We start from the raw sequence: 13,356 nt of genomic DNA, 5'->3' as shown, positions 1-13,356 counted from the left end.
GGCCTTTTTCGACTACTTGGCGAACGGCTTCTTGTTTAAATTCATCAGGATATTTTTTATTCATAACACCTTTTACCCTACTTCGGTTTCTAAGTAAAAAGTGTCTACAATGTTAGGGGAAGATCAATATTATTGCTAAAGTGGTTGAAGGCAGGATAACAATTACCAACGCTGCTAAATTACTCAGTAAGTCTCGCCGCTCCATTGAACGCTATATAAAACGATATCAGCAAGTCGGTATTCAATTTATTATTCATGGCAATACCGGTAAGTCGCCACCGAATAAAACACCCGTTTCAATCAAAAAAGCGGTGCAGGCCTTAATCAAAGAAAAGTATTTTGATTTGAATTTGCACCTTCTTGCGGAAAAGCTAGAAACCGATGAACTCATCGTCGTAAAGCGAGAGACACTGCGTGGTTGGGCACATGACATTCACCATGTGAAGCGGGCCAAGCGCAGACATGGCGTTGCACGAAAACGCAGGGAGCGTATGCAGGTGCCGGGCTTGATGAAGCAAATGGACGGCAGTCCGCATCGCTGGTTTGGTAACAAACAACACTGCCTCATTGCCATGATTGATGATGCGACCAGTGAAGTTTACGCTGAGTTCTCCCCCTCAGAAACTACCGTGGGTTGCTTAAAAGTGATGCGAGACTGTATCGAAAAGAAAGGGGTGTTTAAAACCTTTTATGTGGACAGAGCCGGTATCTTCGGTGGGCCTAAGCGTTGTAATTTCTCGCAAATGCAGAGGGCCTGCGAGGAATAAGGTATAGAAATTATATTTGCTAACTCACCGCAAGGTAAAGGCCGTGTGGAACGCGCGTCCGATACATTCCAAGACCGATTGGTGCCAGAGCTAAGACTGAATAACATCAGCAATATTGCTGCCGCCAAGACGCACGAGCTACAATTTTACTTAAACGTCTTCCAATTAATGGATAGGGATAATAATAGCTCACTTAACGATAAAACCCGTGGTTGTCCTTTACTTTGTTATTGGTCTTCTAGTTGAATTTTATTGTCAATCTTTTCAGCCAATCCAACAGTATTTCCATTGGTTCTTGCTGCGGGTTAACTAATGTATCCCCAGCTTTGCGGCTACTAAAGGCTGTTTTAGTGTCACCCTCGTTTTGAATGGAAAGTCGCCATAACTTAAGCTCACAATGGATATAACTAAAGTATTCACGAATCAACAACTTTGCCATGAACAAGACTAATAATCCTATCGGCGCTTGTGATAGTTTCTTTCCTATGAGCAATGATAATTCTTGTAATTTTTAAATCTCTAATTGATTGGTTAACGACACTTTCATTGATAAGATCTAAGTGACTTGTTGCTTCATCTAACATTATAATTTTTGGTTTTCTATATAGAGCTCTAGCGAGCATTACTCGTTGTATTTGTCCACCGGACAGTGCTGAACCCATATCGCCAATAAGCGTTCTGAATCGCATAGGCATGTTGTGAATATCTTCAGCAATACCCGCTAAATAGGCACAATGTTTCATAAACTCCCTATCAGGCTGTGAATCAAAAAAACATATGTTTTCCTCGATCGTTCCCGACAATAGTTGATCGTTTTGATGCACAACAGCAATACATTTGCGAAAATTGGCGATACCAATCTCATTAAGCTTTTTTCCATCAACTTTAATGATGCCTGAAGTAGGTTGATAAAGACCAACTAAAAGGTGCAAAAGTGTGGACTTACCTCCTCCTGAAGGGCCCACTATCGCTACTGATTCACCTGGCTCAATCTTAAAGTTTACCTTATCCAGAACTAATTTATCGTTTTCAGCATATTTGAAACAAACGTTTTCACATTCAATGCCCCCTTTTAACTCTGTTATAGGGTTAAGAAGGCCAACATCCTCTTTGGGAAGTAGTACAATATCGGATAATCGCTCCATATACAGGCTTAACATCTTGAACTCCAAATAGATTTCAATTAAAGCATATCCTCTTTGTAGAAAATTTCCTTTGTAAGCGATGAACGCAATCAGCATACCTACTGAAAATTGCCCATCCAAAATTAAATTTGCTCCAATGAACATTACTACTACAGTCTCTATACCGAATAGCAGCTCATGACTAAAACCAAAATGGATATTAAGTTTGCTTACTTTTATATCAGTATTAATAACGCTTGCTAACTTATTCTGCCAAACATTAGTTCGATCTCTTTCTTTGCCAAACGTCTTTATGCCTTTGATAGCTCTGAGTGTTTCAAGAAAAGTACTATTCTCTTCAGCTTTGGCAATGATACTTTCTTCGATTCGATTCCGAGTAAGCTGATAAAAAACAATACGAATTATGAGATAAATAAACAAAGTCAAAACAGTCACTAATGTTAAAGTTGTGCTGTATACCGCCATAAAAATCAACGTGCTAATTGCCATTATTCCATCAACTAAAACAGTAACCACTCCATCAGTCATCATCTGTCTTATTTGGTGTGCAGAATTAAATCGTGAAAGGATATCCCCGATATGCCTTTTCGAAAAATAATCCGCTGGTAAGCGAATTAGATGTCTGAAAATATTGAGCGACATTTGGAAATTTAATAAACTCCCAAGGTGCAGTGCTGCATAGGACCTTATAAAAGTTGTCGCGGCTTTAAGCACTTGAATAACTAAAAAACCAAACGCGAGAACTGTCAATAGTCCATAATCTGAATTCACCAACACATCGTCAAAAATTAACTGGCTGTAAAAAGGCAAAGCCAGACTAAAGACTTGTATAATGAAAGATAGGAATAAAATATTAATTAGTGAACGTTTCAAACCTATAATATTTGACCACAGGCTGCTAATTGAAATTTTTGGTATTTCGGTTTTCTTCTCAAAACGTTGTGTAGGCTGAAGTTCTAATGCGATCCCAGTAAACAATTCGTTTGCTTTATCAAAACTTATAAATTTGGCGCCTGAAGATGGGTCGTGAATTTCTAGGCCTTTTCTAGTTACTTTACGTAAAACAACGAAATGATCCATATTCCAGTGCAATATACATGGGCAAGTAAGGTTGCCAATTGATTCTAATTCTAGCTTTACCGGCCGAGCACTAAGTTCAAGGCTTTCCGCTAATTCCATCAAACCTAGTAAAGTAATACCATGCTGAGAAATGCTATGTTGTTGTCTTAATTTATTCAGACTAACTTTATGACCGTGGTAGCTCAGAACCATTGCGATTGAAGTCAAACCACATTCAGCCACCTCAGTCTGAATGATTACTGGCAGTTTCTTAGTGAAACCAAACTCAATTGAAGACAAAATATTATTCAAGAACTACGCCTAGTTACTGTGTAAAGAGGATCAAGCAACCATTCCAATAAAGATTGCTTTTCGGTAATAATTGTTGCGGACAGCGACATTCCAGGCTGTAGAGAAATTTTACGTTTTTTTATAGCGATTCCTGAAGACGGAAGTGAAACATTTACAACGTACGTCATTCCATTATCAGCGGATGAGGAACTTGATGTACCAAGAGTCTGAGCTAACTCACTATCAGTTAGGGCATTCTGAGTGATACTTTCTACAATCCCAGTATAAGAACCATATCGCTGATACGGAAACGCATCATATCTTATCCTCACTTCTTGCCCTACTTGAATAAAACCGATTGAGCGACTGGATACAGCTAGCTTCACAATTAATGATGAGTTTGTTGGCAGTATTGATACTAACGGCATACCCGCCTTTATACCATTACCCGCGAGAACCTGCAGAGATGATACCGTCCCGTTAACAGGCGATTTAATTGTATATAGTCCATTATTTTTTGTTTGTGATATTTGCTGTGAAAGTAATGAATGTTGTCTGTCGTAGTTCAACATATTCTCTTTAGAGATAGTCTTTAGTTGAGTGAGCTCCAACCTGTTTTGGTCTAAGTCGCTATTTTTTTGAACAAGTAGTAGCTTAATTTGTTCTACACCAGCATCAATTGCGAGTTTTGCCTGCTGACTGCGATTAATGTCTGCTTTGGTAAAATAATCTTTATCCCCAATATCCTCTATTGTTAAAAAATCTTCCCTAGCTAAGTTTAATTTTTGAAGTTCAATTTTCAACTGGTTTTCTAAAATTGATATCTCAGAAGCAAGTGTTTTAGAGAAAAGTTTTAACCTGCGCTCTTCAATAGTTATAGTTTCCATTTTATTACTCAGTTCTCTTTTCAAATATCCTAGCTGATTTAAAAACTCACTTAACATTACGTCGCTTTGTAACTGGCCATCAGTATCACCTATCTGCGATTGCACTAGTGCTAAAATGTCACCTTTATTTACTCTTTGTCCAGCCTGAACGCTTAAAGTTTTAATAAAACCATCTCTAGGAACAAAAACTTTAAGAACTCCCTTATCAGGTAATACGTAACCAGTGACCCTTTCTTTTTTTTCATAGGTATTTAGCGAAATGAAAATCAAGGCAGAACAAACAACAAAAAAAAGAAAGAGGCAGCTGAGGTAAATGCTACTTTTTGGTAACACAATTACATCACCAAATTCGTAATTGGCATTTTTTTTAAGTACTTCTTTCCTAAACATTGATAGAACGATGCATTGAATATTTATATAACCTGTCTAAAAATTCATATATTAATAGCTCTTGCTGTCTAGCATTACTAATAAAAATTCTGTTCATAAACATATGTAGATAGCTTTTAACTATCTCCTCAATGGAGCAAGATAAAATATTATCGTCAGAAGCTTTTTTTAATTTTTTGATATCATTATTAAATTTGGTACTTCTAGCATCAATCACTTTATTAATACGTTGAAAAACGCCAGTCTGTTGTTCTGAAAACATTAATAGCTGTAATTCCTTTTGATAAACCCTGTATTTAATACCAATTTCTTTTTTTAACATCCCAGAATCACCAAATTCTGCTCCGAAAGCTTCTCGCTGTTGCTTAATAATTTTGTGCCTTTTCTTTTCATCAAAACCAAAATCTATTAGCATTTTGTGGCAGCCAATTAAAGCCGTCTGCCACCTGATGTCAGCAGGTTGTTCATCTATGATCCTAATTAAAGATAAGCAGCATTCGCTGTCATACTGAAATAATCTTTCACTAAGCAAGATCCCTTTACTTCCACCATAGCGAGCAATTTCTCTCTGATATGTACTCTGTTCTATTTTATTAACCAAACCTTGTTCATAAAGTGGCGACAATACCTTGTTTAGATCAGATTGAATATTTAAGTAAAGATTCTCGTAAGCAGAATGAATTCGCAAACGAATATGCCAGTCAGGATCACCATAACGCATATAAAACCAATTAACTTCCTTAGGAGCGGACTCTTTAACAAACTTGTTAATAACTGGAGTAAGCTTTTCTTTCAAAATACGCTCAGCCGTTATATTACCAGTATAGATTTTAAGCATTAACCATTCATTGCCTGGAATAATTTCAGGCTTTACTACGCTTTTTGGTAAAAAATGTCTCTCGGCGTTTAATTTACTTTTAAAAGTGCCCGATTTAATCAGGGGGACAATAATTTCATGTTGAATTTGGTCTTTCCCATGTTTTACAGCCATTGGAAGTGTTTCAGACAAAACTTCAGAGACAGTCACAAGTTGACCTTTCTTTATTTCGTTTAAGAAAGTATCAACTAACAAAATGTTGTCTAATCCAATTTGTAATGAATTATCCCCTACACTGTATCTAATCCAGTTTGGTAACGAATATTTTAGTTTGAATTTATGAACTTTTTCTTCGAAGTCAACTTCTTTAAGTCCTTTCAACGTCAACCACTCATCACTTTTAATCCTCCACATCTGAGGAGAGCAAATTATTTTACCGATAACCACCCTTGGTAAATATTGTTGTTTTGCAAATGTGTTACTCCATTGAAATCCTGGAAGTGAATAATTTTGATGCTGTAAGCTGCATAAAAATGTATATAACCCTAAACTATTATTAGCAAAATTATGAGCACTGCTCAGCCTCGGGATAATTTCTATATTCTTACTTTTTGACCATAAAACCATTCGGTTCTGTTCTATAAAAACCCATAGGTCTTTAATATCTATCTGAAATTCTTTATCAGCCGACGAATCTGTCATAAATGGAATTTCATGATCTCGCAAAAGAGGTCTAGCAATAACATTACCAATACGCCCTTGAGGAAAATGCACTATCTCAGCAAGAATAGCGTCTGGGTAAGAAGACTCTTCTTGCCTGAGCAATGCTTTGACATCTGTTTCAAGTTTTTTATCTAAGTGGCAAAATCGGCCTAATAAATTAGCCGCTGAAGGGCCACTTAAGCTCGGTAATGAAATTCTGTAATTACCTTTATCAAGAGAGCCATTATTTTCCGCATATATGCTCATCATCGCGGAAAAGGAAAAAGGAATGCGATCTAGGTTCGGTTCACCAAACTCTATTAGATCATCATCTTTTATCTCGAATTCAATAGCATTAGAAGACTTGGCTTTTATTAACTTATCCAGTAGTAGTTGATCCAACTTTAGTTGTTTAATTGAAACCTTTGATTCCTCTGGGCCAGATTTTAAAAAGGGAACAGTACCAATTAGAGGCGATTCAAATCCTTTGTTTTGGCTAAATCCCAATCCAATTTCGTCATCCATAAGCTTGTTGAGAGGAATTGCTTTTTGTCCGTAACGTTGATTAAATCGTTGTTTAAAGCCATCTAAATTAGAGTTTCCAGTAGACAGTCGATTTAACTTATCCAGATCATAAATTAGATTCTGCGAAAACGTTTTAGAAAGACTTAAAGATTTTGATGAATGGAAGTAATCTACTTGCAATATGTTATTTATCTTAATGTCAGGCACTAATTTTTGTAGCTGTTCAAAAAGCTCATAATAATCTTGTAATATATTTACAAAACCACTATCTAAGGCATCGACTTTTTGCAATGCCTGCTGATATTGAGGTAGCTGTTCTAACTTTGGCAAACTTAATAATGTCGACTCAAAAGCTCGGTCAATCCTCTTGCCTGTTATTGGCATATCTAACTGATATATTAGTATTTTTTCTTCAATTAACAACGTTAAATAGTCATTTGCTTCTTCGTCGGTAATATTCATATCAAGTTGGCAAAGACTATTAATCAAACTATCTCGCTCTACAGGTACAGCAGACATTTCGATAACTGACTTTAAAAAAGGATCATTTTCAGCAGAACTTAAGCGATAGTAACGATTATCTTTTTTTGTGTACTCTTCTATATAACGCCAATCATCACCAACAAGGAAAAGACTAGGATTACATTTAACTTTAAGATCATTGCGACAAGCGGAGGTTGAACTTATCAAACTCTGAAGATTAGCAATAAACCCCATGTCAAGGCGAGAGACTCGCTTTTTAGATTCACCAATTGAAAAATCCAACTGGCTTTCAGCAGATACCCCCCCTAACCCAATGCCTGCAAACAATCCGAAAGGAGTGGAGCGTGACGTCATTCGAATAAAATATTTGATTAAAGCAAATTCTACTTTTCTACCTTGTTTACTATCGGGCTTTTCATACCAATAGGTTAAACGCTCATGTAAAGAAGGGGATGCTAAAAATATTGCTTCTGACACCAACTTATCTTTAAGCCAGTCTTTAAGTATATCTCGGGTATATTGCTTGTCCTTTCCTTGCAAACATTTTAATTGTTCAATTTTTTGGGCAGCAGTGCGTATTACAAAAAAGTCTGCCATCCGTATGGCTTGTGTGAAAGTTTCCAATTTTTAATCTTATCCTAATAAAAATATATCTGCCCAATCAGGCTCTGAGTCAGTTGTAACAGCTAATAAACTAAGGCCAATACCAGCTAGTCCCTCTACTAAACCAAAACATTCATCATATTTTTTTTCATGCCCATTGTAGCGGTCAAGACCGGTTAAATTAGAATTGCTATTTGCGAAATTTAAGGTTTTTTTCAACCAATATTGAAACGATTCAGAAAATAATGCTTCATCTGAGTATCGATGAAATTGAAAATATATAAACATGAGTCCTGAACTACCATGACAAAATCCCGCATCTACCACACTGGATTCCTCTATTCTTCTTCCGCAAGTATGTATTCCAATTGATAACGCTTGGCGCATTATTGAATTATTATTTATTGCCATTCCCGCTCGATAAAGGACATATGCAGTAGATAAGTCTCCATAACACCATGCTAATCTGCTAGTTGAGTATGCATTATGTTTATACGGGAAGTAACTACTTAAACTACTGGGGTTTTTTTGCTTTAGCGTCCACTCGCAAGCCTTTAATAAATAGGGAGTTATGTTTGGAACTAGTACATTTTTCCTTACGGCATAGCTAAGTAAGCCTATAACTCCAGGCATACCGTGCGCCAATCCTAAGTTTATTTCAGGCTCTACCCCTTTTTTACTATGGTAGCGAGAATAACTTTCAGTAAGCCAATAACAACCATTGTTATCTTCTTTAGCGATTTTTAATAGATGGATAATTGATTTTTCAGCGATTTGTCTTCTAGTTGCTATGTTGGCGCATTGCAAACCATAAACTGCAATACCTACAAGACCCAACATCAATTCATATTCACCATGCCACTTTTCATCAGATAAAAGGTTTAAGATGTATAAATCAATTTCTTCATTATAATCTTCGAATGTTTGAGCTTTGTCTTTTGAATTCCTAAATTGTAAATAGTCAACTAACCATCCAATCCCGCTAATACCACTATGTAAAGAGGGGAGGAATTGACGTGTCTGTACCACTTGAAAAATTTCTTGAAAAATAAGGTCAATTTTATTATCTAGATTAGTTGATGCTTTAAAAACGTTAAAATTAGATAAAAATACTACAAGTCCTGATAGCCCACCTGCAAGAGTAATGTCGTTAACAAGTTCTTTTCCGTCTATCACTTTAGAGGTTATTGCACATAAGACATCTTCAATATCCTTGGAAAAAACATCTTCCTTTGAGTACATATGTTGTCCCGTTTTTACCACAAGAAATAGGCTGATATGCGTTCATATCAGCCTTGATATAATTAAACGCGTCACACTCGAAATATCATACAAAAAGTATTCCCTTTTAGAAATGGAAACTCAAATATTTCAATTTAAGTGGCTAATTTTGATTAACTCAACCCATTCCGCATGCGACAACATCAGTTTCGCAATTACCATCAACAGTAACGCAACGTCTTTGGAGTGTTTCTGCCATACACGGAACTTCAGTATAAGTACCACACCCTAGAGTTGCACAATAAGCTCTTGATGTGGTTACACCACCTGCCGCCTGATTGGTGGCTTCACGTGGTAGCGTTTCCACTCCTGATGAGAGTTCCATAACCTTATTCTTTTTCAACTTTAGCTTTTGAAATTTCATATTATTTCCTTTTTAATATCTCCCCAAAATAGGAAGAAAATTAACCATAATTCTTTTTTCACAAAACTTAAAGAAATTTTATTAAGTTAAAGTGTCTTTAACTTAAATGAATAATGAGCTACTGATCCTCCCCTAACATTGTAGACACTTTTTACTTAGAAACCGAAGTAAGGTAAAAGGTGTTATGAATAAAAAATATCCTGATGAATTTAAACAAGAAGCCGTTCGCCAAGTAGTCGAAAAAGGCCATTCCGTGCCAGATGTTGCAAAACGATTGGGTATCTCGACATGCTCTTTTGCCGCCTTTTTGTAAGCATGTTGCGGAAGTTGGCAACTCACCAACTCAAGTTGTTTCATGAGCCGGCCGGCACGATATCGACTGAGAGTTGTGCCGCGCTGCGTCACAACCTCGGCAATGGTTCTGGCTCCCGCTGAGCCGTTACTCTCATTGTGTATCATGTTTTCCCTTTATGGCATGAAAAACTGGAAGAAATGCCGTTTTTCGCAAGAAACCTTGGAAACTGGCTTCGCATCTTATTAGAAATTTAATGTTCAATTCCTTTTTTACCTACTGCTCTTTTGCTAGAACTTTCGGAAGCGACATTTCGGCGTTTATAAGTGCTTAGTAAAATCTGAAAAGTCCATCACTTATACCTCAAGACGTTAATAAGGCCCTGGGCCGTGGATAAGCTCAAGGGCTATTTGTTGTAACCGCAATAATCATAGAATCGTTAGGGGATATTTTTGCGAACGACTCTTGCACCTTACTTTTGTAGCTGACGCTTGACCTCAGAGTTTTGTTTTTGGCGGCGCAGCCACCATTGTTGCAGCTTTGACTTACGCATGGTTAACAAAACCAAGGTCATTGCCCAATAAAACAGGGGTTCGTTAATATCAGATTTGACTGACCAAATAAAATGTAAGGCGATTAGTAACAGGGCGATATAGACCCAATTATGTAATTTTTGCCAATTGCGTTTCAGTGTACGTTGCATGGCTTGGGTTGATGTAGCAGCAAGGGCGCCTAGTATTAAAAATGCCACAAAACCTACGGTGATATAGGGCCGTTCGATAATCTCGCCAACGATTAACCCCCAATCTAATTGCAATTCAAATACCACGTATACCAGCAAATGAGACAAGGCGTAAACAAAAGCGTAGAGGCCAAGTAGTCGTCTTAGCCTTAGCAATAAGCCCTGTTTTAATTTTTGCGCTAAGGGACTGACTAACAAGGACAACAGCAATAAATTAAACGCGCCGATACCGCAAAAATGAATCAGCGCCATTACAGGATCGCCCCCTAGTTCATCGATGGTGGCTAAGTAAAAGGTGTAGGCCAGCGGTAAAACGGCTGCAAAATGAATGATGACTTTTAACAGCAGTATGTGAATCAGTTTTAATCTAAAGGCCACAACAAGGTTCTCTGTGTATTGATAATTGACTGGCCATGCGTCAGTAATTTCGCTTTAAATCTAAACTGGCATACAGCGGTGCCACTTCATCATAGCCATTAAACATTTGTGTTGGGATGCGACTAGTATTAAATAGCCCACCGCTTGTAATGCGCCGCTCACTGGCTTGACTCCATCTCGGATGATCAACCTTTGGGTTGACGTTGGCATAAAACCCATATTCGTTCGAGGCCAAAATATTCCAAGTTGTGGGTGGTTTTTTGTCAGTTAATCGGATGTTGGTAATAGACTTTATACTCTTGAAACCATACTTCCATGGCACAACTAAGCGAATTGGAGCTCCATTTTGGGGGGGCAGGGTTTTGCCATATAAACCCACCGCCAAAAACGCAAGAGGGTGGGTAGCTTCTTCAATGGTAAGGCCTTCAACGTAAGGATAATCAATGCCACCACCAGCAAAACGGTTGCGTTGCCCCGGCATTTGTTTTGGGTCGTACAGAGTTTCAAAGGCCACATACTTAGCGCTACTTAGGGGCTTTGCGAGTTTAATTAAATCAGCCAGCGAGAAACCAACCCAAGGTATCACCATAGACCACGCTTCAACACAACGTAGGCGATAAATACGTTCTTCAAGTGTCAGCTTTTTATATAAATCTTCGTAACCAAGGGATAGGGGTTTATCCACCAAACCGTTAATGGTCAGATCCCAAGGGTTAACGTTAAAGCTTTGCGCGTTTTCTGCAGGATCGGCCTTACCGGTACCAAACTCATAAAAGTTATTGTAGCTAATGACTTTTTCTTCTGGGGTAAGGATGTCTTTGCTTTGATACTTGTCAGCGGGGCTAAAACGTAATGGTCTTGTGACAAATTTTTCTGGCTCATCGTCGCCAAACAAACTAAAGGCGCTAACCTGTGTTGATTGCAGCAAACTTGCAGCACCTAAAAATCCCATAGACTTTACTATTTGCCGCCTTTGTTTGTAAACGGTTTCGTCAGTTACCTGATGTTCTTTGCACGTACTTTTCGCTGGGGTTTTAATTAACATGGTCATGTTTCCAATAAGTTGCTGACTCCGAGATAAAGACAGGTTATCGATGAATTATCTTTCCAATTATTTTACTTAGAATAATTTAGCTGACTTAACGCTCGATAGATTCTTTCATAAGTAAGCCAAGAGTCTTTAGATCAATCTAGCGCTAACATGCAACTGCAGATAGTCAGAATATCTATTAGATAGTTTAGTTGCGATGGAACTGGGCTGAGCCACGTTGAAGACGATTACCCAGCCGGCAAAAACAAGGTGTTGTATAAACGAGATGCAAAGCCATCTGTCATGCCTGAAATATAATCTGCGATGACGCGAAAACCATTATTTTGCTCACAGGCTATTTTATATCGCTCGCGAGTATTGTCAGGAAGCAGGCGTAAAGGATCGGATGAAAATGCTTCAAATAATTCCATCACAATTTGCTGCCCCTTGTATTCAAGCAATTGAATATCCGGTTTTAATATCACGCGGTTAAACACGTATTTTTTGAATAACGATAGGGCTTGATGATATTGAGCAGGAAACACAGCGTTGTATTTTAACAGTGGCTCAGCAAAGGCCGGTTCAACATCCTCAATTTCGATGCAGGTAATAAAACTATTTACCAGTGCGCCAATGGCGTCTTTGCGCTCATGATGTTTATGGCTGAAAAGTTTTTGGGTAAGACCCAAGATATTACGACTTAGCCAAGTATCAGCGATGTTGGTAATGGGCTTTGCTACCTCTTGCATAAATTCAGAAGGCGTAACAATGCCCATCACGATGGCATCTTCTAAATCGTGAATGCCATAGGCTATATCGTCCGCTAATTCCATAATTGAACAATCAAAGGATTTATAACGGGTTTTACAATGAGCCGTACCAGCTGGATTAAATAGCATAAAGCGCTTTTTATCGGCCGAGCTCAAGGGTGCAGTGACCCAGTCAAATAGGGGCGCATCACATTGATATAAGCCTTTTGGGGGATGCCAATTGGCTGCTTGAATTTGCCGGTGAGACAGAGTTTTATCATCTTCGGTAAGAGACTTGTTGTTTAACGCATCAAGGTAGTTTGGGTATTTGATTAAACCCAATAAAGTACGGCGACTCAGATTCATGCCGGAGTCAGCGGTGTATGGCTCTAATTTGGTCACAATCCTGAAGGTTTGGCCGTTACCTTCAAAGCCCCCGTGGTGACGCATTTTATAATGCAGGGCAACTTCACCCCCGTGACCAAAGGGCGGATGGCCAATATCATGAGATAAACACAAGGCTTCAATTAGAGTATCGTTTAAGCCCAGATCAAAGGTTAACTCGGGAAATTTACTGCGTAATTGAGCGGCAATACCCTGACCAATTTGCGAAGCTTCAAGAGAATGGGTAAGACGGGTGCGATAAAAGTCACTCATACCCACGCCTAATACTTGGGTTTTGGCTTGCAGGCGCCTGAAAGCCGCAGAATGTAAGATTCGCGCTTTATCACGTTGAAAAGGGGTTCGATGATCACCCTCTCGCTGCGAGCTTTGCTGTTGATATCGAGCTAGCCAGTCTTGATCATTGTCCAATGTTATCGCTTCCTTTTATCTGGTGATACAGGCACATG

8 protein-coding genes and 3 pseudogenes are annotated in these 13,356 nt (G+C 38.3%); 2 read left to right on the top strand and 9 right to left on the bottom strand.

Annotated elements, in window-relative coordinates; genetic code table 11:
• Nucleotides 1-122 precede the first annotated feature (122 nt).
• Nucleotides 123-929: pseudogene (locus tag ACEN2L_RS20305) on the top strand (ISNCY family transposase); the annotation flags it as partial.
• Between the two features lie 254 nt (nucleotides 930-1,183).
• On the opposite strand, the gene ACEN2L_RS20300 reads toward ACEN2L_RS20305, so the two are convergent.
• The 5 genes from ACEN2L_RS20300 to ACEN2L_RS20280 all read right to left on the bottom strand — a co-directional run bounded on the left by ACEN2L_RS20300 (nucleotide 1,184) and on the right by ACEN2L_RS20280 (nucleotide 9,314).
• Nucleotides 1,184-3,283, bottom strand: coding sequence for a peptidase domain-containing ABC transporter (locus ACEN2L_RS20300; RefSeq protein ID WP_441745910.1), 2,100 nt, complete (start codon nucleotides 3,281-3,283; stop codon nucleotides 1,184-1,186).
• A complete protein-coding gene (locus ACEN2L_RS20295; protein ID WP_441745909.1) occupies nucleotides 3,280-4,539 on the bottom strand; it encodes an HlyD family efflux transporter periplasmic adaptor subunit in 1,260 nt (419 codons plus the stop codon). The genes ACEN2L_RS20300 and ACEN2L_RS20295 overlap by 4 nt, the downstream gene beginning before the upstream one ends.
• Nucleotides 4,532-7,663: a lantibiotic dehydratase gene (locus ACEN2L_RS20290; RefSeq protein WP_441745908.1), complete on the bottom strand. Its 3,132-nt coding sequence runs from the start codon at nucleotides 7,661-7,663 to the stop codon at nucleotides 4,532-4,534. Before ACEN2L_RS20290 ends, ACEN2L_RS20295 begins: the two co-directional genes overlap by 8 nt.
• A gap of 36 nt (nucleotides 7,664-7,699) precedes the next feature.
• Complete coding sequence (locus ACEN2L_RS20285) at nucleotides 7,700-8,911, bottom strand: lanthionine synthetase C family protein (RefSeq protein WP_441745907.1); 1,212 nt, start codon at nucleotides 8,909-8,911, stop codon at nucleotides 7,700-7,702.
• A gap of 157 nt (nucleotides 8,912-9,068) precedes the next feature.
• Nucleotides 9,069-9,314 (bottom strand): hypothetical protein, encoded by a 246-nt coding sequence (locus ACEN2L_RS20280; RefSeq protein ID WP_441745906.1) that lies wholly within the window; start codon nucleotides 9,312-9,314, stop codon nucleotides 9,069-9,071.
• Between the two features lie 184 nt (nucleotides 9,315-9,498).
• Here ACEN2L_RS20280 and ACEN2L_RS20275 point away from each other — a divergent pair.
• Nucleotides 9,499-9,600, top strand: a pseudogene (locus ACEN2L_RS20275) (transposase); the annotation flags it as partial.
• On the opposite strand, the pseudogene ACEN2L_RS20270 reads toward ACEN2L_RS20275, so the two are convergent.
• The 4 genes and pseudogenes from ACEN2L_RS20270 to ACEN2L_RS20255 form a co-directional block, all read right to left on the bottom strand.
• Nucleotides 9,588-9,767: pseudogene (locus tag ACEN2L_RS20270) on the bottom strand (IS3 family transposase); the annotation flags it as partial. The pseudogenes ACEN2L_RS20275 and ACEN2L_RS20270 sit on opposite strands and share 13 nt — an antisense overlap.
• Nucleotides 9,768-10,078: 311 nt before the next feature.
• Nucleotides 10,079-10,726, bottom strand: coding sequence for a protein-methionine-sulfoxide reductase heme-binding subunit MsrQ (gene msrQ, locus ACEN2L_RS20265; protein ID WP_441745905.1), 648 nt, complete (start codon nucleotides 10,724-10,726; stop codon nucleotides 10,079-10,081).
• A gap of 40 nt (nucleotides 10,727-10,766) precedes the next feature.
• A complete protein-coding gene (gene msrP, locus ACEN2L_RS20260) occupies nucleotides 10,767-11,771 on the bottom strand; it encodes a protein-methionine-sulfoxide reductase catalytic subunit MsrP (protein WP_441745904.1) in 1,005 nt (334 codons plus the stop codon).
• Nucleotides 11,772-12,004: 233 nt separating this feature from the next.
• On the bottom strand, nucleotides 12,005-13,318 hold the full coding sequence (locus tag ACEN2L_RS20255; protein ID WP_441745903.1) for an anti-phage deoxyguanosine triphosphatase: 1,314 nt from the start codon (nucleotides 13,316-13,318) through the stop codon (nucleotides 12,005-12,007).
• Between the last annotated feature and the right edge of the window lie 38 nt (nucleotides 13,319-13,356).

Origin of the sequence: Flavobacterium sp. W21_SRS_FM6 (genome assembly GCF_052119645.1) — a bacterium.
Classification (GTDB): domain Bacteria; phylum Pseudomonadota; class Gammaproteobacteria; order Enterobacterales; family Alteromonadaceae; genus Paraglaciecola.
Note: the sequence above shows the minus strand (reverse complement) of the source record. Positions and strands in the feature narration are given on the sequence as shown.

Excerpts from the sequence above, each read along its gene's own strand:
- ACEN2L_RS20280 (WP_441745906.1), bottom strand. The coding sequence starts at position 9,314 with ATGAAATTTCAAAAGCTAAAGTTGAAAAAGAATAAGGTTATGGAACTC.
- ACEN2L_RS20285 (WP_441745907.1), bottom strand. The coding sequence starts at position 8,911 with ATGTACTCAAAGGAAGATGTTTTTTCCAAGGATATTGAAGATGTCTTA.
- ACEN2L_RS20290 (WP_441745908.1), bottom strand. The coding sequence starts at position 7,663 with ATGGCAGACTTTTTTGTAATACGCACTGCTGCCCAAAAAATTGAACAA.
- msrP (WP_441745904.1), bottom strand. The coding sequence starts at position 11,771 with ATGTTAATTAAAACCCCAGCGAAAAGTACGTGCAAAGAACATCAGGTA.
- ACEN2L_RS20295 (WP_441745909.1), bottom strand. The coding sequence starts at position 4,539 with ATGTTTAGGAAAGAAGTACTTAAAAAAAATGCCAATTACGAATTTGGT.